The sequence below is a fragment of the Aeromonas sp. 604282 genome, from assembly GCF_049170575.1.
Lineage (GTDB): Bacteria > Pseudomonadota > Gammaproteobacteria > Enterobacterales > Aeromonadaceae > Aeromonas > Aeromonas veronii_A.
Genome location: NZ_JAAKMV010000001.1, coordinates 662,401 through 683,627 on the forward strand (window position 1 = coordinate 662,401; position 21,227 = coordinate 683,627).

21 protein-coding genes and 1 other RNA gene are annotated in these 21,227 nt (G+C 54.7%); 10 read left to right on the forward strand and 12 right to left on the reverse strand.

Translation table 11 applies throughout. From position 1 onward, the window contains the following. Nucleotides 1–6: 6 nt before the first annotated feature. Nucleotides 7–1,230, reverse strand: a complete 1,224-nt coding sequence (gene ubiH / locus G5367_RS02785; protein ID WP_421243760.1) for a 2-octaprenyl-6-methoxyphenyl hydroxylase — start codon at nt 1,228–1,230, stop codon at nt 7–9. 177 nt (nt 1,231–1,407) lie between these two features. Then, the gene (locus G5367_RS02790) at nt 1,408–1,977 is read right to left on the reverse strand and encodes a UPF0149 family protein (RefSeq protein ID WP_033138039.1); all 570 of its coding nucleotides are present in this window, start codon (nt 1,975–1,977) and stop codon (nt 1,408–1,410) included. 173 nt (nt 1,978–2,150) lie between these two features. Between G5367_RS02790 and zapA the strand changes: the two genes are divergently transcribed. Both zapA and ssrS read left to right on the forward strand, forming a co-directional pair. Beyond that, nucleotides 2,151–2,483, forward strand: a complete 333-nt coding sequence (gene zapA, locus G5367_RS02795; protein WP_005333910.1) for a cell division protein ZapA — start codon at nt 2,151–2,153, stop codon at nt 2,481–2,483. Between the two features lie 16 nt (nt 2,484–2,499). Beyond that, nucleotides 2,500–2,681, forward strand: a non-coding RNA gene (ssrS, locus tag G5367_RS02800) — 6S RNA. 165 nt (nt 2,682–2,846) lie between these two features. Here the strand turns inward: ssrS and G5367_RS02805 are convergent. After that, nucleotides 2,847–5,138 carry an FdhF/YdeP family oxidoreductase gene (locus tag G5367_RS02805; RefSeq protein WP_421243761.1) on the reverse strand — a complete coding sequence of 764 codons (2,292 nt, stop codon included), beginning with the start codon at nt 5,136–5,138 and terminating at the stop codon, nt 2,847–2,849. After that, complete coding sequence (gene fdhD, locus G5367_RS02810) at nt 5,125–5,922, reverse strand: formate dehydrogenase accessory sulfurtransferase FdhD (RefSeq protein WP_216978546.1); 798 nt, start codon at nt 5,920–5,922, stop codon at nt 5,125–5,127. The genes G5367_RS02805 and fdhD overlap by 14 nt, the downstream gene beginning before the upstream one ends. A gap of 161 nt (nt 5,923–6,083) precedes the next feature. Between fdhD and G5367_RS02815 the strand changes: the two genes are divergently transcribed. Then, a complete protein-coding gene (locus G5367_RS02815; RefSeq protein WP_216978545.1) occupies nt 6,084–6,992 on the forward strand; it encodes a LysR family transcriptional regulator in 909 nt (302 codons plus the stop codon). A gap of 84 nt (nt 6,993–7,076) precedes the next feature. Here the strand turns inward: G5367_RS02815 and emrD are convergent, their stop codons facing one another. The 3 genes from emrD to G5367_RS02830 form a co-directional block, all read right to left on the reverse strand. Further along, nucleotides 7,077–8,273 (reverse strand): multidrug efflux MFS transporter EmrD, encoded by a 1,197-nt coding sequence (gene emrD, locus G5367_RS02820; protein ID WP_005333920.1) that lies wholly within the window; start codon nt 8,271–8,273, stop codon nt 7,077–7,079. Between the two features lie 261 nt (nt 8,274–8,534). Next, nucleotides 8,535–9,197, reverse strand: a complete 663-nt coding sequence (locus tag G5367_RS02825; RefSeq protein WP_005333923.1) for a glutathione S-transferase family protein — start codon at nt 9,195–9,197, stop codon at nt 8,535–8,537. A gap of 148 nt (nt 9,198–9,345) precedes the next feature. Next, the gene (locus G5367_RS02830; protein ID WP_042030005.1) at nt 9,346–9,801 is read right to left on the reverse strand and encodes a hypothetical protein; all 456 of its coding nucleotides are present in this window, start codon (nt 9,799–9,801) and stop codon (nt 9,346–9,348) included. A gap of 199 nt (nt 9,802–10,000) precedes the next feature. On the opposite strand from G5367_RS02830, the gene suhB reads away from it, so the two are divergent. The 7 genes from suhB (at nt 10,001) to pseC (ending at nt 17,009) form a co-directional block, all read left to right on the forward strand. Then, nucleotides 10,001–10,804, forward strand: coding sequence for an inositol-1-monophosphatase (suhB, locus tag G5367_RS02835; RefSeq protein ID WP_033137241.1), 804 nt, complete (start codon nt 10,001–10,003; stop codon nt 10,802–10,804). 323 nt (nt 10,805–11,127) lie between these two features. Continuing rightward, nucleotides 11,128–12,060 carry a ZIP family metal transporter gene (locus G5367_RS02840; protein WP_005361496.1) on the forward strand — a complete coding sequence of 311 codons (933 nt, stop codon included), beginning with the start codon at nt 11,128–11,130 and terminating at the stop codon, nt 12,058–12,060. A 166-nt stretch (nt 12,061–12,226) separates the two neighbouring features. Then, a complete protein-coding gene (gene mtnN, locus G5367_RS02845) occupies nt 12,227–12,919 on the forward strand; it encodes a 5'-methylthioadenosine/S-adenosylhomocysteine nucleosidase (protein WP_005333935.1) in 693 nt (230 codons plus the stop codon). Beyond that, nucleotides 12,916–13,878, forward strand: coding sequence for a cobalamin biosynthesis protein CobD/CbiB (locus G5367_RS02850; RefSeq protein ID WP_421243762.1), 963 nt, complete (start codon nt 12,916–12,918; stop codon nt 13,876–13,878). The genes mtnN and G5367_RS02850 overlap by 4 nt, the downstream gene beginning before the upstream one ends. Next, nucleotides 13,871–14,716 carry a cobalamin-binding protein gene (locus G5367_RS02855; protein ID WP_421243763.1) on the forward strand — a complete coding sequence of 282 codons (846 nt, stop codon included), beginning with the start codon at nt 13,871–13,873 and terminating at the stop codon, nt 14,714–14,716. Before G5367_RS02850 ends, G5367_RS02855 begins: the two co-directional genes overlap by 8 nt. A 155-nt stretch (nt 14,717–14,871) precedes the next feature. Beyond that, complete coding sequence (gene pseB, locus G5367_RS02860) at nt 14,872–15,876, forward strand: UDP-N-acetylglucosamine 4,6-dehydratase (inverting) (RefSeq protein ID WP_005346596.1); 1,005 nt, start codon at nt 14,872–14,874, stop codon at nt 15,874–15,876. After that, nucleotides 15,873–17,009: a UDP-4-amino-4,6-dideoxy-N-acetyl-beta-L-altrosamine transaminase gene (gene pseC, locus G5367_RS02865; RefSeq protein ID WP_335832035.1), complete on the forward strand. Its 1,137-nt coding sequence runs from the start codon at nt 15,873–15,875 to the stop codon at nt 17,007–17,009. The genes pseB and pseC overlap by 4 nt, the downstream gene beginning before the upstream one ends. A 26-nt stretch (nt 17,010–17,035) precedes the next feature. Here the strand turns inward: pseC and G5367_RS02870 are convergent, their stop codons facing one another. The 5 genes from G5367_RS02870 to G5367_RS02890 are packed head-to-tail and all read right to left on the reverse strand — an operon-like array spanning nt 17,036 to nt 21,224. Then, complete coding sequence (locus G5367_RS02870) at nt 17,036–18,310, reverse strand: radical SAM protein (protein ID WP_216978539.1); 1,275 nt, start codon at nt 18,308–18,310, stop codon at nt 17,036–17,038. A 41-nt stretch (nt 18,311–18,351) separates the two neighbouring features. Then, a complete protein-coding gene (locus G5367_RS02875) occupies nt 18,352–19,131 on the reverse strand; it encodes a cephalosporin hydroxylase family protein (RefSeq protein WP_144715584.1) in 780 nt (259 codons plus the stop codon). Further along, nucleotides 19,121–19,849 carry a WbqC family protein gene (locus G5367_RS02880; protein ID WP_216978538.1) on the reverse strand — a complete coding sequence of 243 codons (729 nt, stop codon included), beginning with the start codon at nt 19,847–19,849 and terminating at the stop codon, nt 19,121–19,123. The genes G5367_RS02875 and G5367_RS02880 overlap by 11 nt, the downstream gene beginning before the upstream one ends. After that, nucleotides 19,849–20,535, reverse strand: a complete 687-nt coding sequence (locus tag G5367_RS02885; protein WP_216978537.1) for a formyltransferase family protein — start codon at nt 20,533–20,535, stop codon at nt 19,849–19,851. The genes G5367_RS02880 and G5367_RS02885 overlap by 1 nt, the downstream gene beginning before the upstream one ends. Beyond that, the gene (locus tag G5367_RS02890) at nt 20,532–21,224 is read right to left on the reverse strand and encodes a class I SAM-dependent methyltransferase (RefSeq protein ID WP_337073744.1); all 693 of its coding nucleotides are present in this window, start codon (nt 21,222–21,224) and stop codon (nt 20,532–20,534) included. The genes G5367_RS02885 and G5367_RS02890 overlap by 4 nt, the downstream gene beginning before the upstream one ends. Nucleotides 21,225–21,227: the final 3 nt, after the last annotated feature.

Consider the following 21,227-nt stretch of genomic DNA (forward strand, 5'->3'; position numbering starts at 1 on the left):
TGCTGGCTAGTTGCCGCACACATCGGCGACAAAGCCCAGGGTGCGCGAGGCAAGCGGCGCCTTGAGGCACGGGAATCGCCCCATCAGGGTGAGCGCCAGATTACGCCCCGCCACCAGCGGATCGTGACCATTGGAGAAGAGCTGGGCCAGCGAAGAGGTGAGCCAGACGGTCTGCTCCTGATCGCGCTGACGCTGCTGCCAGTAGCCACTCAGTACCTTGAAGCTGCCGATATCCTCCCCCTCTGCCAACGCCTTGGCTACGGCGCCGGTAAGCAGGTCGAGATCCCGCATCCCGAGGTTGAAGCCCTGTCCGGCAATCGGGTGCAGGGCGTGGGCGGCATTACCCACCAGCACGGTGCGCTGGGCCAGCGGGTAGTCGCAGGCGGTCAGAATGAGCGGATAGACGTTACGCACGCCGCATCGCTCGAAGCGACCGAGCCGCCAGCCAAAGGCCTGCTGCAGACGGGCAAGAAATGCCACCTCATCGAGGGCCATCAGCTCATCCACCTCATGCTGCCCGACGCTCCACACCAGTGAGGAGAGCCCCTCCTGCATCGGCAGCAGGGCCAGCGGCCCCCCTTCGGTAAAACGCTCGAAGGCGCGTCCCTCAGGGTCTTGCGCCGTTTTGACCGTGGCGATGATGGCGTGCTGCTCAAAGTCGTGGCGGGTCACCGGCAACTTGAAGTGCTGACGCACAAAGGAGTTGCCGCCGTCTGCCGCCACCAGCAGGCGGGTCTCAATCTGTTCACCGCTCTCGAGGGTGAGGGTCACCTTCTCCTCATCGGGCGCAATCTCGCTCACCCGGGCCGGACAACAGACCCGGATATTGGGAGAGGCCGCCATCGCCCGTTGCAGCTCCTTGCCAGCGGATGCAAGCTCGATCACCTGGCCCAGCGCGGGCAGACCGTATTCGGCAGCCGACAGGCGAGCCTGACCGAAGTGGCCCCGATCCGAGACATGGATCTGGGTAATGGGGGCGCAATGGGGGGCAAACAGCGGCCAGAGTCCGCGTCGCAACAGCGCATCACAGGTACCGGCCGAGAGCGCAATGGCGCGGGCGTCGAACCCTGAATGGGTGTGCTGTTCGGGGACGCTTGCCTCCAGCAGCAGGATCTCGAGGGGGGAGCCATCGGATCGAAGCTGGGCTGCCAGCGAGAGGGCCAGCACGGCGCCGCTCATTCCACCGCCGACCAGGGTGACATCGACCTGTCGCACATCAGATTGAGACATAAGCAGAGAGGAAGAAGTGAAAAAGGTGGCCTCATGCTATCACAAAGCCGCTGGCCGAATGCGAGGTCACCGGCAAAAAACTGGTTGCACCTCACAGGGTTAGCCACCACAAGGGAATAAAAAAGAGCGCAATCAGGCGCTCTTGCAGATTCAGTAAGGGTCTCGTTGACCCGCACCTCAATGAAGGGTCGGCGGTGCACTCGGGGTATCGGGGCGCTTGCCAAACTCTTCGAAGGCCATCATGACCCCCAGTTTGACGTGTTCGTAGAGCACTAGGAAGGAAGCTTCATTCTCGTCATCTTCCTGATCGAACTCGGCAGAGACCTGAGTGATGCTGGCGATATCCTGGATCATCTCCTGCAGCTCTTCCGACGCGCGGGAGAGCTCCTGCTGCACCACGCCAAAACCGGCCAGAAACGCCTGTGACCAGTCCACCAGCGAATCGATACGCTCGTCGAGGGGAGCATCATCGCTTGGCAGCAGCAGCTCGACCCCCTTCTGGGCCATCAGGCTCTCGACCACATTGTGATAAAGATCGGTCATCACCTGGCGCACCGGGGCCGGCAGGCCGAAACCGTCGTTCACCAGATCGTTGAAATGGGGGACCCAGCTCTTCTCATCCAGTGCCACACCACCACACACCAGACCGCAGATCACACCATGGGCCTCGACTGCACTGGCCATCAGCTCATGCTGCTCCATGATGTCGGCCACAGCCGCATATTTAAGGGGGTTTGTTTTGCTCATAGAGGATCCGCTCAAAGTTCAGGCAAATTTGCAGAATTAATGGTCAGGATCCTAGCATTCTCCCTCTTGCAGAGCCAGCAAGGCCTTGAAACTTATGCATCTGCGCTATATAGTCCCGCCCAGTTGTCCACGTGGATAAAGGCGGAAATCAGCTCCGCCGTATTGAGGAAGGCATGAGCACAGAGGCCGTAGAAATCGTCATTTTGGGACGTCCCTACAAGGTATCCTGTCCCTTGGGACAGCAGGATGCCCTGCGCCAGGCCGCCGAGCAGCTGACCGACAAGTTGATCGACCTGCGTCAACGTTCCAAAGTCTCCAGCAACGAGCAATTGGCTATCATGGCGGCGCTCAATTTCTGTCATGAGCTCTGCCTTGAAAAAGAGAAGAACCACCAATACTCTGAGACCATGGACAAGCGGATCAAGATGCTGCAGCGCACCATCGAAGCGGCCCTGATCGAGCACGGACAATATGGTGATTCCAGCGAAGAGGGGCAGCAGCCCTAATCGCAAACCGTTTTAAAATTCCCTGGGATGTTTGTCAGCCGGTTCAAGTCCCCGAGCCGATATTCATACCAAACAGGGGATCTGCCTTCTGGCTATTGCGCATGCTCGGCACGACCGAGAAGCCTGCGGTCAGATCCGATCCCCGCCTTGAACCGACGGTTCAAGGGCCCAAACCGGCAACGGCATCTCGGGGTACCAACAGCAAAAGCCCGTCACCAGCGTGACGGGCTTTTTCTTTGCCTGATGATCAACGCCCCCTACCCCTTTCAGAGCTGAAAAAATGCCCCGGATGAAAAGCTCACCCGGGGCATCACCGCATTCACAGTGCATGCTGTGTTAGCGCAGCCAGTCGCGTTAGCGCTTCTATTTGAGCAGCAACAAGTTCTCCTGCTGGCGGGAGGCCGTCACCAGCACCGGGATGGACTTGGAGGTGGGGGTAAACGACCCGGCCCCGATACTGTCGATGGGCACCAGCGGGTTGGTCTCCGGATAGTAGGCCGCGATGTTGCCACGCGGGATCTCGTAGATCACCACGTTGAATCCGGTAACAATGCGCTCGCGCCCATCGTTGCAGATGGCCGCCATGTCGACCCGATCCCCTTCGGCAAAGCCAAGCTGGCGAGCATCCGCCTCGTTCATGAACACCACGTTGCGCTGGCCCTTGATGCCGCGATAGCGGTCATCCATGCCGTAGATGGTGGTGTTGTACTGATCGTGGGAGCGCAGGCTCTGCAGCAGCAACACCGGCTGGTCGTTCATCTGTTCGGCATGGCGGGTACACTCCGGCAGCACTGATTGCGGCAGGGTGCTGGCACGAAACTCAGCGCAGCCACTGGCGGTATTCCAGGTCAGCAGCGCCGCGGAGTTATCGAGATGAAAACCGCACGGCTGCTGGATGCGGGCATTGAAATCGGCAAAGCCGGCGATGGTCTGCTCGATGAGATCACGGATACGGGCATAGTCATCGCGCAGGGCCAGCCAGTCGACCCGCTCACTGCCCACAGTGGCATGAGCCATCCGCGCAACTATGTCGGTCTCAGAGAGGCAGAGCGGCGACACAGGCTCGGCTGCGCCGGTCGAGGCGTGCACCATGCTGAAGGTGTCCTCCACCGTGATCTTCTGGTTGCCGCTGCGCTGGATATCGAGCTCGGTACGGCCGAGGCAGGGCAGGATCAGCGCAGCCTTACCCACCTGCAGATGGCTGCGGTTGAGCTTGGTGCTGATCTGCACGTTGAGCTCGGCCTTTTTTATCGCCCCGTAGGTGAAGTCGGTATCGGGCGCCGCTGCCGCCAGGTTGCCGCCCAGGCAGATAAGCACCTTGCTCTTGCCCTCGTCCAGCGCCTTGAGCGCTTCGTAAACATTGTGACCGCGGGCCCGCGGCAGGCTCACCTGCAGGTGACGCTCGAGCCGCTCGATAAAGGCGGCGGTGGGCTTTTCGTTGATACCCATGGTACGGTTGCCCTGCACGTTGCTGTGACCCCGAACCGGACAGAGCCCCGCACCCGGCTTGCCAATCTGGCCACGCATCAGGTGCAGGTTGACGATTTCGCGAATGGTATCAACCGAGTGCAGGTGCTGGGTCACCCCCATGGCCCAGCAACTGATAATGCGCTGGCTGGCGGCAAAGACCCGGGCAGCCTGCACGATGTCGGCGCGGGTCAGGCCGGATTGCTGCTCGATCATGGCCCAGTCGGTGGCACGCACCTGCGCCTCGTACTCGGCAAAGTGGCGGGTGTGGCGGGCGATAAAGTCGCGATCCACCGCCTCCGGCGCCTCTTCCAGGATGTACTTGGCCATGCCGCGGATGGCGGCCATGTCGCCACCCAGTTTCGGCGTCAGGTATTGGTGGCTGATGGTGGTGGCAGCCGGAGTCAGCAGCTCCAGCGGGCTCTGCGGGCTGGCGAAGCGCTCCAGCGCCACCTCTTTCAAGTTGTTGAAGCTGACGATCTTGCAGCCGCCGCGCGCCGCCTGGCGCAGGGCATTCATCATGCGCGGGTGGTTGGTACCCGGATTCTGTCCATAGACGAACACCGCATCGGCCTGGTCAAAGTCATCCAGCACCACAGTCCCCTTGCCGATGCCGACCGACTGGATCAGCGCCACCCCGCTCGCCTCGTGGCACATGTTGGAGCAGTCGGGGAAGTTGTTGGTACCAAACAGGCGGCCAAACAGCTGATAAAGATAAGAGGCCTCGTTGCTGGCACGCCCCGAAGTGTAGAACTCCACCTCATCCGGGCTGGCAAGCCCCTTGAGGGTGTCGGCAATCAGGGCAAAGGCGTCGTCCCAGTTTATCGGCTCGTAGTGATCGGTCGCCGGGTTGTAGCGCATCGGCTCGGTCAGCCGCCCCTGATACTCGAGCCAGTAGTCGCTCTGGCTGGCCAGCTGGCGCACCGAGTGGGCGGCGAAAAACTCGGCCCCTACCGTCTTGCCGGTAGACTCCCATGCCACCGCCTTGGCGCCGTTCTCACAGAACTGGAAGGTGCCGTGGTCGTTGTCACCCCAGGCACAACCCGGGCAGTCGAAGCCGTCGGTCTGGTTGACCCGCAGCAGGTTCTTGATGTTCTGACGGGTCTTCTGGCTGCGCAGCACCTGTTTCATGGTGGATTGCAGGGACGAAAAACCGCCGGCTTTGGCGGGCTTTTCAATATGACTCATGGCACTCTCCGATGGGATCCGCCGGGCGATAGCTCGAATAGCTGACCGGGGCATCAAACTTGGGAATATGAACGACGTTGAGGTTGTATTTGAGGGCCAGCCTGATCGCCAACTGGCTGGGCGATGCCAGGCAGATAAGATGACGGGCACCGAAACGGGCGGCTTTTTGCACCAGCTCGCTGCCGCAGCGGCTGGTCACCACCAGGGTGTCGCACACACTTTGCTGACGCAGCAGCAGGCCGATCAGCTTGTCGAGGGCATTGTGGCGCCCGATATCTTCCCGGCAGTGCAGGATCCGCCCCTCGGCATCCAGCGCCAGCGCCGCATGCAGGGCGCCGTGTTGCTGCCCCTTGAGCTGCCACTGGGCGATATGCGGACGCAGCCCCGCCAGCAAGGCCCCATCCAGCGGTGGCGTCAGAGGTAACACCGACAGTGCGGGCAACGCCTGTTCCACCGCCGCTACGCCGCAGATGCCGCAACCGGTCACCCCGGTCAGCCGGCGCTTGTGCTCGGTCAGGGCGGCCAGAGAGCGGTTGGCGATGGTCACATCCAGCACAATACCCTGTTCGGCTGGCGCGATCTCAATGTCGTGGACTTCGTGGTTATGCCGGATGATCCCCTCACCAAACAGAAAGCCGACGGCAAAGTCGTCGAGATCGTCCGGGGTCGCCATCATCACCGCATGGTTGATGCCATTGATGTTGATGGCGACGGCTACCTCTTCCACCAGATGATCCAGTGACGGCAAGTTGGCGGGGGTTGCGACGGGAGAATGGGCAGGCATGCAGGTTGGCCTAAAAATGCAAACTGCATTCAAGTTTAGAGATGCGACTGACGCAAAACCAATGAAATAAATCTATATCCTGATAGAGTTGTTCTATTGAAGATGTTTTTTCAATTGATTAATTCTTCAATAGCCGGTTCCACTGCCTCCACTACAACCAGATGAACATCAAGCAACTTCACTACTTTCACGAGCTGGCCAAACATCGGCATTTTGCCAAAGCGGCCAAAGCCTGCCACATCACCCAACCCACCCTCTCGGCCAGCATTACCGCGCTGGAAAAGAGTGTCGGCACCGATCTGGTGGTACGCACCAGCCAGTTTGTCGCCCTGACCGAGGCCGGCGAGCTGGTGCGCCAATATGCCGAACGGATGTTGCTGGAACAGGAGGCGCTCAAGCAGGAGCTGGCGCTGTTCCAGGGCGAACTCTCCGGCACCCTGCGCATCGGCATCGTGCCCCAGTCCAATCTCGACATCATGCCGTTTATCGCCCGCTGCAAGCAGCGCTATCCCGATATCGTCATTCGCCTGTCGGTGCTCAGCAACGAAGCCCTGCTATCACAGCTGGAGCTGCATCAGTGCGATATCGGACTGGGATTTGATGAGCCCGCCGGCGGAGCTGGCCGGCGCGCCTTTCATGTCTACCCGCAAGGCGCCAACCAGATGGCGGTGCTGATGAACCGTGACGAAGCGGATCTGTACCTGCACAGCGGCGACATTGCGCTTGCTGAACTGCAGCAACAGCCGTTGGTGCTGCCCAGCCGCACCATGCAATTTCGCCAATATCTGGATCGCGCCGCCGAGCAGGGTGGGCTCTCGCTCAACGTGGTACTGGAGACCGACTCGCTGTTCCATCTGGTCAGCGCCGTACGCCACCGGCTGGGCTGGGCCATCGTCAGCGCAGGCCTTGCCCGCTCTGCCAGCAAGCTCTCGGATCTCGTTTGCCTGCCACTCGCTCCGCTGAAGAATATCGGCCATACCGCCTTTCTGACCCGCCAGCAGAGCATCACTCCCGCCATGCGTGCCTTTCTTGAACTGGTAGCAGAAGGTGAACCGGCAAACGCGCCTTGACGCAGGCCGAGCAGTAGACTGCATCCGGTTCTGGCAAAGAAAAAGCCCGCCAGAAGGCGGGCTTTCAGAGAGCAAGCGCGGGCATCAAATCGCCATCTGCTCGTGCGGCGAGCCGTGGTGGCGCAGCCAGACAAAACTCAGCGCCACGATCAGCACCATCAGGGTCATGATGGCCCCCAGAGTCACCTGACCGGTCATCGGGAAACCGGCCGCCAGCAGGGTCACCACACCGGCTCCCAGATTCTGCATCCCGCCGAGAATGGCACCCGCGGTGCCGGCCTGACCCGGGAAGGGCTCGATGGCACAGGAAGTGGCGGTCGGGTAGAGAATGCCACTACCGATGAAGTAGACGGCCGCACCACCGACCAGCGAGGCGGCACTCACCACCCCGAACAACCCCGGCACCAGAATGATGAGAGAACCGAGCGCCAGAAAGGCGATGCCAAGACGCATCAGTTTGCCCTGAGTCAAACGGAAGCTCAGCTTGGCAGAGAGCCAGGCACCGAACAGATAGCCGGGCAGCGGCAGCACGAACAGCACGCTCACGGTACGGGCGCTCAGTTTCAGCACATCGCCGAGCAGCACACCGGCTGCTGCCTCGAATACCGCCAATCCGGCAAAGGTCGCCATCAGGCAGAGCAGGTTGCCCTGAAACTTGGGGTTGCCCAGCACATGGCGATAGGCAGCACCGACGCGCAGCGGCTGACGGGCAGCAGCAGGCAGCGTCTCACCAAACCAGGCCATGATCGCCAGAGTGGCTACGGCACCAAAACCGAACAAGAACCAGTAACCGGCGCGCCAGTTGAACAGCTCGGTCAGCCAGCCACCCAGCACCGGTGCCAGCAGCGGGGAGAAGATCACCCCCATGCTCACCAGACTGTTGGCGCGGTTGAGTTCGGCGCCGTTGTAGCGATCGCGCATCACGGTACGGCTCATGGCGCCACCGGCCCCGGTACCCAATCCTTGAATAAAGCTGCCCACCAGCAAGGCGGCAAAATGGGGGATGACCTGAATGATCAGGGTGCCCACCAGAAACACCATCATGCCGACGATCAGCACCGGACGACGACCGATGCGATCCGACAGCGGCCCGTAGACAAACTGGGAGAGGCCATAGGGGATCAGGTAACAGGCCATCACCGCCTGCAACTGGCCCGAGGCCACATTGAAGTCCCCCGCCATCATGGGAATGGAGGGGACATAGAGGGTCTGGGTCATCTGGCCCACAGCAACCATCAGAATGGTCAGTAAAAACAACGGATAAAAACTGTGCCGATCCATATCAGTCCCAAAAAATCGAAAAAATGCTGCCGCCCTCTGGCACAAAATGGCCCAGAGGAATCTGATCACAGAGGCTGTGATGCAATCAAAAACAGTGTTGGAAACAGTAGGCGGGGAGCCCGCCAGACCACCGCACAGGACGCTTGGTGGTATGGGGGCATCATAGTGATTCAGCTCACAAAAAACGAACGAATCTTTATAATCGGCTTGCCTTAGTTTTTCTAATATTACGGGGCGGCACGCCCCGTCTGTGGTTCAAAATCAACGTGTTACCATCTGTTGCGCCTGTTTGATCAGCTCATCCGGCTGCTCTTTGCGCGGCGGTATGGTGATCCCCTTCTGGCAGGCAGGCTTCTCGGCCATCCGATCCATCCAGGCTTGCAGATGGGGTAACCCCTCGATGGAGATGCCGCTCCAGTCATAAATCCGCACCCAGGGCCAGGTGGCGATATCGGCAATGCTGTACTCGTCCGCCAGATATTCGTGATGAGCCAGATGGCTATCGAGCACCTCGAACAGGCGGCGCCCCTCCTTCTGGTAGCGTTCGATGGCGGCGGGGATCTTCTCGGGGAAATAGCGATAGAAGACGTTGGCCTGCCCCATCATGGGCCCTACCCCGCCCATCTGGAACATCAACCACTGAATGGCCTGAGAGCGGCGTTTGGGATCGGCCGGCAACAATTTGCCCGCCTTCTCAGCCAGATAGATAAGGATAGCGCCCGACTCGAACACGGCGAAATCGTCGTTATCCCGATCGACGATGGCCGGAATACGGCCGTTGGGGTTGATGGCGAGAAACTCGGGCTTCTTCTGATCCAGTGCCGACAAATCGAGGGGAATGACCCGATAGGGTAATCCCAGCTCTTCCAGTGCAATGGCCACCTTGAAGCCATTGGGGGTTGCGGCGGTATAAAAGTCGATCATCCTTCACTCCTTGCTGATGTAGTCACACTCAAGAGAGAGCATCCTGATGCCCCCTCTTTCACCAAACATGGTTTTACCATAAAGAGTGCGGCGCGCTATCTGTCTGTGATGACAGATAGCGCGCCGCTTGCATAACTTGCCGGGGAAATCAGTTCAAGACGACGGCCGACTTGCGCTGACGCAGCAGGATAAGACGAGAGAGCAGCGGGAAGTAGGATTCCAGCTTGCGCAGCAGCACCCGGCTACATGAGGGATCTGCCAGCTCTGACTCCTCCAGCACGATGCCGTTGGAGACAAAGTAGAAACGGGGGTCGCGCACATCGGGACCGCAGATGGTGAGATCCTTGTCCCCCTTGCGGATCAACAGCGGCAGTACCGGCAATCCGATGGCATCGTCTTCGCCACGGATAAACCCGGCATCCTGCCAGGGGGTATCACCATCGATCAGCAGGATCGCCGCCTCGGCCTTGGCCGGTTGCCACTCGGTCAGTGGCGTCACGCTGATGTGCGCAAAATGGTCACCATACTCGGGTGATGACCGCAAAATGGCCAGCAGACCTTCACTGGCGCCAGACACGTTTTGACTCACTAATGACAAATTCATGGCTCATATCCCTATGCTCATGACAGCCTGTATCCGGCTGCCGGGATAAGACTAGCGCAGATCTGGTCTATATTGGAGCCGTCAGATCTGGCAGTCACAATCAATTGGTCGTAGGGTGATAACAGTTGCCATCGCACAAAATACTGGTACTATACCGCGTCCTTTTGTCCCCCGTTCTTTAACATCCAGTGGTGAACCTATGCATCCGATGCTGAATATCGCCGTGCGCGCTGCGCGCAACGCCGGTCAAGTTGTAGTAAAAGCCTTCTCCCAGCCCGAGAATATTGAGGCTATCCAAAAAGGCAGCAATGACTTCGTGACCAACGTTGACCGTGAAGCTGAAGCGGCCATCATTCACACCATCAAAAAATCTTACCCGGAGCACAGCATTGTTGCTGAAGAGTCTGGTGAGATTGCCGGTACCAATCCGGACTACCAATGGATCATTGACCCGCTGGATGGCACGACCAACCTTGTCAAAGGCATTCCGCACTTTGCCGTATCCATCGCCCTGCGTGTGAAAGGCAAAACAGAACAAGCCGTTGTTTACGATCCGATCCGTGACGAACTGTTTACTGCTACCCGTGGTAGCGGCGCCCAGCTGAACGGCTACCGTATCCGTGTCGGCAAAGCCAAAGAGCTGGCTGGCACCGTACTGGCCACCGGTTTCCCCTACAAGCAGAAGCACCACATCGAGCCGTACCTGAAGATGTTCCAGAGCATGTTCATCGAGTGTGCTGACATCCGTCGCTCCGGCTCTGCTGCACTGGATCTGGCCTACGTGGCTGCCGGTCGCGTCGACGGTTTCTGGGAAATTGGCCTGAAACCCTGGGACACCGCTGCTGGTGAACTGCTGGCCAAAGAAGCTGGCGCCATCGTCACCGACTTCGTCGGTGGTCATAACTACGAAAACTCAGGCAATATCGTGGTTGCCAACCCGCGTGTGTTGAAAGAGATGCTCGGCAAAATCCGTGAAGAGCTGCCGGAGTCCCTGGCCAAATAAGCCAGCTCCCCAGCATTCACCAAGACAAAAAAACCGGCGCAAGCCGGTTTTTTTGTCTCTGTTATCCGAACACCAAGGCAGACATCTACAGCTGATTTAAAAGAGTTAGCGATGCATCCCCACTTGCCACTCAACATCCACCTCAGTCATTTGCAGACCCCCTCTTGCCCCCGCCTTTGGCTTCCGATAAGAGTTCCCATGTGGTTGCTTGGATAAACTATTTCCAGATTTTCAGATAGTGGCAATCGCCTTGCAGGCATGGACAAGGGGCGGCCAAGTGGATGTAATGCCATTATCCGCTTTGCTCACCTTGAGGCCATGCCATGGACCATCTCTCTGCCCTTCCCCCGTTATCCTGGTCGCAGCAACTGCGCAGCCAGATGCAAAGCCGGCCACTCACTGCTCTCGGTCTCTTTATCGCGCTGGCTGCCGTCTTGTTGCTGCTGTTGCAGAGTCTCATCATGCTCGCTACCGGCGAGGTGACCAGCGGCGTGCGCTACGGCCTCATCGGTGGTGCCGCCGGGTTTGCCGCCACCGCCATCGGCGCCCTGCCCGCCCTGTTTCTGCGCTCGGTACCGCAAAAGGTTGAGGACACCATGCTGGGCTTTGCCGCCGGTATGATGCTGGCGGCCAGTGCCTTCTCCCTGCTGCTGCCGGGGCTGGAGGCCGCCGAGGGGATTACCGGCAACGGCTTTAGCGCCGCCGCCGTGGTGGTGGTCGGCATGACCCTCGGGGTGCTGTTGATGCTGGGGCTGGATCAGTTCACCCCGCACGAACATGACAAAACCGGCCCCTGCGGCCCCGGCCACGAGAGCTGCTCCCGGGTCTGGCTGTTCGTCTTTGCCATCGCCCTGCACAACCTGCCGGAGGGGATGGCCATCGGGGTCAGCTTCTCGCAGGGGGATATGTCGGTGGGACTGCCGCTCACCACCGCTATCGCACTGCAGGATATTCCCGAAGGACTGGCGGTGGCACTGGCCATGTGCGCCGCCGGTTTTCGCCCCTCGGTGGCGGTGCTGGTTGCTATCGCCAGTGGCCTGCTCGAACCGGTTGGAGCCCTGCTCGGGGTCGGGCTCTCCAGCGGCCTTGCCATCGCCTACCCCATCGGACTTGGGCTCGCCGCCGGCGCCATGTTGTTTGTGGTCTCGCACGAGGTGATCCCGGAGACCCACCGCAACGGTCACCAGACCTATGCCACCCTCGGTCTGATGGCAGGCTTTGCCCTGATGATGACGCTCGATACCGCGCTCGGCTAAAGGCTCTCTCCTCTCTCATCCATGCTTTTGTCACCTGCGGCGCTCCCATATTGAGCGCCGCACTTCATCTCTCCTTTCGCTTGCGCCTCTCGGCGCCGACGCCATCTTTTGTTATGATCTACAGCAACTTAAATTCAGCCACACGGCTATCAAGACGAGGTCAGCAATGAAAGTAGGTATTATCGGCGCCATGGAGCAAGAAGTAGCCCTGCTGCGCAGCCAGATGAGCAACCCCACCACCCTGCAACTGGGCGGCTGCGAGTTCTATCAAGGGATGCTGGCAGGCAAAGAGGTGATCCTGACCCGCTCCGGTATCGGTAAGGTCGCCGCCAGCGTGGCCACCAGCCTGCTGCTGGAAAAATTCGCCCCCGACTGCGTCATCAATACCGGCTCTGCGGGCGGCTTTGCCCAGGACCTGCACATCGGTGATGTGGTGATCGCCAGCGAGATGCGTTTTCACGATGTCGACGTGACCGCCTTTGGTTACGAGATGGGCCAGATGGCGCAGCAACCCGCCGCCTTCCCCTGCGACGAGAAGCTCATCGCGGTCGCTCAGGATTGCATCGCCGAGCAGGGCAAACACCAGACCAAGGTCGGCCTTATCTGCACCGGCGATCAGTTCATGTGCAAACCGGACGCCATCGCCAAGGCTCGCGCCGACTTCCCGCAGATGCTGGCGGTCGAGATGGAAGGTGCCGCCATCGGTCAGGTGTGCCACATGTTCAACGTGCCCTATCTGGTGGTGCGCGCCATGTCCGATATCGCTGGCAAGGAACAGGTTGAATCCTTCGATGCCTTCATCGAAGTGGCCGGCAAGCACTCCGCCGAAGTGATTATCAAGATGCTCGGCAAACTGTGAGCGAGACCGGCTCGCTTGATTTGATGGCCGACGCCCTCCTCTCGACGACGGCGGCCATTCTGGTGGGGGCAGCCCTGCTGGAGGCGGTGATCCCGTGGCCATCCCATCTGCGTCTTTCGGCCGTCACGCCCCTGCTGACCCGGCTGGGGCACAAGGTACACAGACCCGATGGCACGCCACGCCAGCAGCTACAAGCAGGTATGCTGGCGATGCTGGTGGTCTGGGTACCCTGCGCCGCCGGGCTCTGGTCATTACGCAATCTGGCCCTGAGCGAGCCGATCTTCGACCTGCTGTTCCTGCTGCTGATGCTCGAATCCCGCCCGCTGCGCGAACTCGCCCATGCCACCCGCTCGCTCGCCACCCAGGAGACCCTGCCGCTGGCACGATTGCAGTCCGCCCCCTGGCTCAAACGGGAGACAGGCAAACTCTCGGCCATGGGGCTCGCCAAAGCGGTGACGGAGAGCAGCGCCCTGCGTCTGGTCGGCCAATGGGCTGGCCCGCTGCTGGGATATGCCCTGGCTGGCGTACAGGGCGCCCTGCTCTGGCGGCTGGTACAGCTGATGAATCAGAGCTGGAGTCGCAAAGACCCCGCCTTCGACCACTTTGGTCACGCCGCCAGTGTCCTCTATCAGGTGCTCAATGCCTCCGTCATTTTGCTGCTGGGGCTGCCACTGCTGGCAAGCCGTCTCAAACAGGCAGCACAGCTGCTGCGCAGTGGCGCGCTCTGGCCCTATCCCGCCATGGGGATGCTGCTCACTCTGCTGGTAGACAAGTGCCGGATCCGACTTGGTGGCCCTCGCTACTATCAGGGGGCTCTCCAGCGTTGGCCCGTCATCGGCACTGGTGCTGATCCAGATAGCGAGACACCGCGCAAGGTGCTCAACATTCTGCAAGGGTGCGGCTGGGGCTGGTTGATACTGGCGCTGGTTGTCACGGTAGCGGGGTTATTTCATGGGTAGAGTGTTGCGCTTGGCTGTCTGGCTGCCCTGCGTGCTGCTTGCCTGGTTGCCCGGTGCCCTGCTTGCCGCCACACCGACCCGGGTGGTGAGCGTTGTTCCTCACCTGACCGAACTGCTTTATGACATCGGTGCCGGCGACAAACTGGTGGCCATTGACGATGCATCCGACTACCCAGCCGAGGTCAAAACCAAGCCAAAGGTAGCGAATTATCGCAGCATCAATGTCGAGGCAGTGCTGGCGCAAAAGCCGGACTTGATCCTCGGCTGGCGCTCGGCCCAGTCTCGCATGCTGGCCCCGCTGGAACAGCTCGGGATCCCGATCTTCTACTCGGAGCCTACCGATTTTGCATCGCTGGCCACCGAGATGCGGGCGCTGGGCAAATTGCTGGGTGTGGAAAAGAGTGCTAACGAGGCCGCCGAGCGCTATCTGGCGCGCCTGCATGAGCTACAACAGCGCTATGGCCAACCAACCGGCGTCAAGGTGTTCTACCAGCTCTGGTACCCTCCGCTCACCAGCGTCAGTGGCAATGCCTGGCCTGCTCAGGCCATCGAATTCTGCGGCGGGATCAACGTCATGGCGAATGCCAAGACCCCCTACCCTCAAGTGGACATGGAACAGGTGATCAGAGCGAACCCCGCGCTGATCCTGGCAGGGAGTCAAGATCCTGACGCCCTGCGTCACTGGCAGAAGTGGCCCAATCTCAATGCGGTGCAGCATCAACGACTCGATTTAATCAACTCGGATGAACTGCACCGCTTCACCCCAAGAGCCCTCAAGGGGGTTGAAGAGGTTTGCCAAGCTATTCAGCTAAGCACGCAGAGCTCCAGCACATCTTGATAAAGCTCTACTAATGCGAGCCAATCCGAGGTGGTCTGGTGCGCCCAAATCTTTAAAACTGTTTTTGTGAATGGATCACACTCTTTGCCAAAAAAGCTGGTACTTTATTTGCTAGCATATGATTCATCTACTGTTTTTATGACGAGATGCCCACAATGTTCAACGATAAAACGCTACTGATCACAGGTGGCACCGGCTCGTTTGGCCAACGATTGGTCAAGACAGTACTGGAACGTTATAAGCCGAAACGGCTCATCATCTATTCTCGTGACGAACTGAAACAGTTCGAGATGCAGCAGGAGTTTAACGACCCCTGCATGCGCTATTTTATCGGTGATGTCCGAGACGCCAACCGGCTCACCATGGCAATGCGTGGCGTCGATTACGTGGTTCATGCAGCAGCACTGAAACAGGTTCCAGCCGCTGAATACAACCCCATGGAGTGTATTAAGACCAATATCCATGGTGCTGAGAACGTCATCCAGGCCGCTTTGCTCAATCAAGTCAAAAAAGTTATTGCCCTCTCCACTGACAAAGCTGCCAATCCAATCAATCTCTACGGTGCCACCAAACTGGCATCAGACAAGCTCTTCGTGGCAGCAAACAATATCGCGGGGCAGGATCCCACCCGTTTTGCAGTGGTTCGTTACGGTAACGTGGTGGGTTCTCGCGGCTCTGTCGTCCCCTTCTTCCAGAAGCTGATTGACCAGGGTGCAGATGCGTTGCCCATCACCCATGAGGAGATGACGCGTTTCTGGATCACCTTGCAGCAAGGGGTGGATTTCGTGCTGGACAATTTTGGCCGCATGAAAGGAGGAGAGATTTTTGTTCCAAAATTGCCATCGGTCCGTATTACCGAGCTCGCCAGCGCCATGGCCCCTCACCTGCCACACAAGATCATCGGTATTCGTCCGGGAGAGAAGCTCCATGAAGTGATGTGTCCTGCCGATGACTCTTATCACACCTTCGAGTTTGATGACTTCTTCGTGATTGGCCCAACCATCAACTTCAATAATCGCAACAACGATTTCTCCAAAACAGCGGCGGGCGAAAAAGGAAAAATGGTAGAACAGGGCTTCGAATATAACTCTCGCAGCAACCCTCACTTTTTTACCATTGAACAGCTTTTGAAAATGAACCAAAAGGGGAGTGCTGAATGATCCCTTATGGCCGCCAATCCATCAGCCAGGCAGATATCGATGCTGTTGTGGATGTTCTCAAGTCCGACTTTCTGACCCAGGGGCCCGTTGTCCCCCGCTTTGAGCAAGCAGTAGCCGATTACTGTGGCGCTAAATTCGGGGTTGCGGTCAATTCAGGTACAGCAGCACTGCATATCGCCTGTCTGGCACTTGGCGTTGGCCCCGGCGACTGGGTCTGGACATCCCCCATCAGCTTTGTTGCATCCGCCAACTGTGCTCTCTACTGCGGTGCACAAGTCGACTTCGTCGATATTGAGCCAGATACCGGCAACATGTGCGCCTTGGAGCTGGAAAAGAAACTAATTGTTGCTAAAGCGGCGGGTAAGTTGCCCAAAGTCGTTATCCCGGTGCACTTTGCCGGCCTCCCCTGCGACATGCAGGAGATCCGCCGCCTGGGACAAGAGTATGGCTTTCGGATCATCGAAGATGCCTGCCACGCCTTGGGAGCTCGCTATCACGATGAACCAACCGGTAATGGTCGCTACAGCGATATAACCGTTTTCAGCTTCCACCCGGTGAAGATCATCACCACCGGTGAAGGGGGGATGGCCATGACCAACGACCCTGTGCTCGCCAAGACGATGCGCATGCTCCGCAGCCACGGCATCACCCGCGAACCGGAAGACTTCATCAATGAACCGGATGGCCCCTGGTACTACGAGCAGCAGATGCTCGGCTTCAACTACCGCATGACCGACATTCAGGCTGCACTGGGGGTGAGCCAGATGGTACGCTTGGAGGAATTTCTGACCAAGCGCCGCACCATTGCCGCACGTTATCAGGCCAAACTGCCTAGCCTGGGGCTTGAGATCCTAGCCAACCGAGAGGGGCGTCTCTCGGCATGGCATCTGTTTGTAATAAAGATACCCGCAGATGATCGAAAGGTTTTTTTTGAACAACTGCGTTCTGCAGGACTCGGAGTTAATGTGCACTACATGCCAATCTATTCTCAACCATTTCACCATATGGTAATCAAAAAACACCCAACATCCGAAATATTTTATCAACAAAGTATATCAATCCCTATCTATCCCGATTTGACCAAGCAACAGGAGAAGGTCATATACCATTTGAAAAATATCAAATCCAAATAAGTCGAATACCATCAAAAATATGAAAACTATATGTTGATTTCGAATTTTATAATAGGGTTAGTTATTTTAAATTCACGACGAAGCATATGATATATCTCATCGATTGACTTGGATGACAACGAAGCTATTAATACTTTTTGACTTGGATTATTTTTTAGCACATCAATATTTTCAACTTTATGACCTCTAAAAAATATATTTTTTTCTACAGACTGCCCATGAATTACACCATTCACATTAAACAATTTATTGTTCAAAAATGAGCCAAATAAGGCATCGGCAGTTTCACCCGTGCCATACACATATATATCCCCCCCCATCTGTTTCTCGTTGCTATCGTAATCAACAATGCTGAACAACTCGCCATACAGCCTGAGGAAATCAATAATCCCAATCGAATTATGGCCTATATAATCAATAGCAAGGGATGTACATTCATCACAAATGGTCATCTCTCTCTTTCGTTCTTGGATGTCGTTGAAATCCATCTTAAATAAATCACCAACGAGTCCCCTATCGCCACATGTTTTTTCCATCCCGCAACACATAAGTACATTGCAGCTTTCATCGATCGAAAGTCGTTCGAATTGTGGGCAAATATAATCGGTAGGTCTTTGTCGCTGCATCTTCCCCAGATGTTCTGTGAAAACTTCCGTCGAAATCACCTCAATTTGGTTAGGTTTCATAGCCTTTGTCAGAAAGTGGCGAAACATGTTGTAACCATTTAAATATGCAAGTGACGGAACGAAATTTATGCAAACTTCCTTTGCAAAATTTGCTGCCAAGCTTATTTCATGCAGATTAAACTTGTATATATGATAAGCAAGATTTATGGGGCCTGTATAGCGACTAGAACGAAGAGATAAAACCATATCAGAGATATTGTTTTTGATCCTGTCAAATTTGAAACCATGAATCCTATCGTATGAGTCCTGACTAAAGCCAGGCATTGAAAAGGTTATATTTTTTAGACGAGATATCTGTTCCTCATTAAATGATATACATATAGATGCATTAGTACTGAGGCTATAAAATAGCTCATTGCGATTTAAAATATCTATTATCATTTTTAGATCTTTGTGTAAGAATGGCTCCCCCCAGCTATATAGAATAACTTCACAGTCAGGAGCAATTATTTTTTTGCTCAGCATATGAGTGATGGCCCCAGAAAAGGTATCAATATCGATAAACTTTCCCTGCTTACGATGTTCAGAGCCAGATATTGAATCTTTACCACTCACACAATATCGACAGTGTGCATTACAAACCCCAGAAATGTCGAAATAAATTCTTTTATACATATAGCTCCTGTATTTTATATCTGATGTTGTAGTGTCGCTGATTATTTGAGTCGCTTCAAAAATCCACTTGGAGCTACAGTTATAAGCAGCTTATGGGCAATATTCTCGTCGATACAAAAATCAGAGCAGTTTTTCATAAACTCGAAAACAGCTGTTTTAGGATTATTACCTTTCCCCCACGGTCGGTCTGGAAACAGACTATCTGGCATATCTTCAATGATGGTATCAAATACAACACAGTAACTACCGACGCTGACCAATGATGCATACGCGTTTAACTCGGCAAGAACATGGTCATGCGTATGGTTGCTATCTAGACAAACGAGTACTCTGTTATATTTCCGTGCAAGCTCTCTGACTTCAGAAATCACCTTTTCATCCGTACTTGATCCTTGAATCATGTGAATCCTTGATGACATTGGATGTTTTTCAATCGCTTCTCGATTATGACTCCGAATATCAATATCAATTCCAATGACTTTCCGTTCTGATCGTTTAGCATCAAATTTTTCATCACGTTCAATGGCTTCGCACAAATCTAGTTGTGCCAGCATCGAAGCACTAAATATAAGTGATCCACCATGAGCAATGCCGGTCTCAATAATAAGATCTGGACGTATTTCCCAAATCAACTCCTGCATTGCCCATGCGTCATTCGGAAACTGTATAGCAGGCCTTCCCATCCATCGAAAGTTATATGACCATTTATGGGGGGCTATCTCCCTAATCCAGATCCTTGATAAAGCTTGTAGATCCATATCTGACGCGAGAGAGCGAATATTTGTCTCAACTTCTTCTTTGAATAGATCATTATGATTCATCAGCAAACTCCTGCCAAGGTATAGTTCCAGAATGGATAAATTTTTTCCCATGAGCCCCACAATTTGCAATCAGATCAAGAGCTGACACGTAAGGAGTAAAGTTTCCGAATAATTGGGGGTATGCTGCTTTCTGATAGTTCATATATTCAACAGAAATACCAGATGTTAAAAATTGCTCATGGTTTAAGTAATTTTTAGCACCGTGCCCAGTGACATATATATTTCCACCAAGTCTTTTAACAATTCCAAGTAATCTGTCAGTGCTATTGCCGGACACATTTAATTGGCTAGATTCATAAAAAATAGTGGATGGAACGAGTTCAAAGTACTCGGCCAATGCGATAGTCGAACGTCTTGATAGGTCATTTAATGTATTACAGGGTAAAGAGAAAACTCCATCTACAATATCCATAACATCTTGGCAATAGGGAGCAAATGAAAATGCCTCCTTGAGAAGGATTTTGTGTTGTCTTTGCCAATCTATTGAGTTGTCAATTTCTATTTCATTTATTTTTTCTTTCTGATGATGTTTTTTTAGAGGAACAGTCATCCAGACAATGCCTCTTGACGTTTTAATTTGTACACGGTTGAAAAAACCACGAGAAAACTGAACATCATCATAGTGTACAAAAATATCAGCTAGACGGATTTGCTCAAGCAATCCAACCCATGGGAAGTACATGGATTGTGATATGACAACTCGTTTGTTATCGACCATTACCGTATCCAATATATTTTCTCACTTTTCAAAAAGTCTTCGAAGGCATCTGCTAATTTTTTACTCCTGAGAGACTGGCTGTTCCATGAATGCGCGGGGTATGTGTTTAAGTTGTCTTTAGACTTGTATAAATAACTAACGCCATCCAGAAGTACTGACTCACACAAAACAAGAAATATATATAGCTTCTGCGCAAAAGAGAGCCGCTCTAATTGCTGTATATCATGCATATTGACTACAGAGCCAACCACTTGAGCCACGAGCTCGCCACCATCCGTACTTCCATCAACAAAGTGAGCTGTTGCGCCAACAAATCGGACCTTTTTTTCAAAGGCCCGCTGCAGAGAGTTAAATCCAGGAAACGCAGGCAACAAAGAAGGATGTATATTTATGCACGGTTTAAATGAATATATCGACGAGCTGATCAGCCTGGTAAAAAAAAGACAAACCCAGTCGACATTATTTTCAAAAAATAACCACTGGCTGGCTTTACATGAAAAGCCAACATTATCATTATCAATTATTCTAGTGTAAGAGACACCTAACTCGTCACAGGCTCTTTCTATCCCACATTCACGATCCGTAACCACATATGCAGATACTTCATAGCCACACGACTTTAGCAAGTTAATGCCTGTCGCGAATACAGAACCACCGCTTGAAGCAATAATACCAAGCCGCATCATACTGAACTTATCGCCGAATTATATTTCATATCACAATCCTTATCTTTATTATCCACATCCCGATATAAATAAATAGTGTATTCGAATAAAGGATAAGAATGATCAATTCTAACTTTCGATGATAACTCACTCATACACCAGGCGAGCAATTCCGCCGGGTTTCGGTAATACAAATTATCAACTTGAAAGTTAACATGGGTTGTCATGACATTGAAGGCAATCCCAACACGACACAAGCTAAACATTTTTTTTATTAGTTCATGAGCATAGCGATCCATTAGTTTATGACTGACATTCAGTTTTTGCGTCAAAATACCATTGCAAACGACATAATCATATTGCCCAGAACACGAATCATTCAATATATCAATACACCTCCATTCATCGTTAGGATGGAGGCTCTTTGCTGAATTAATCATGGGCAAACTGATATCGATTCCAGTGTATTTTACGGGCATTTTTTTTTGTCTGATCAACTCAAGCAAACTTCCATATCCGCAGCCGACATCCAAGATTGAGCTGGCGGTTGAAACACTAGTCACATCTATGACATTCAGCATTTTCTCAAGGCGCAATAAATGACCTGTTTTATTATCACCCCAATCAACCCCTTTGGAGTTTCGGCCATGCTTAATGAATGTATTTGAATAGTGTTCACATAACAACCGACTAATTTTTTGATTATTCATCTC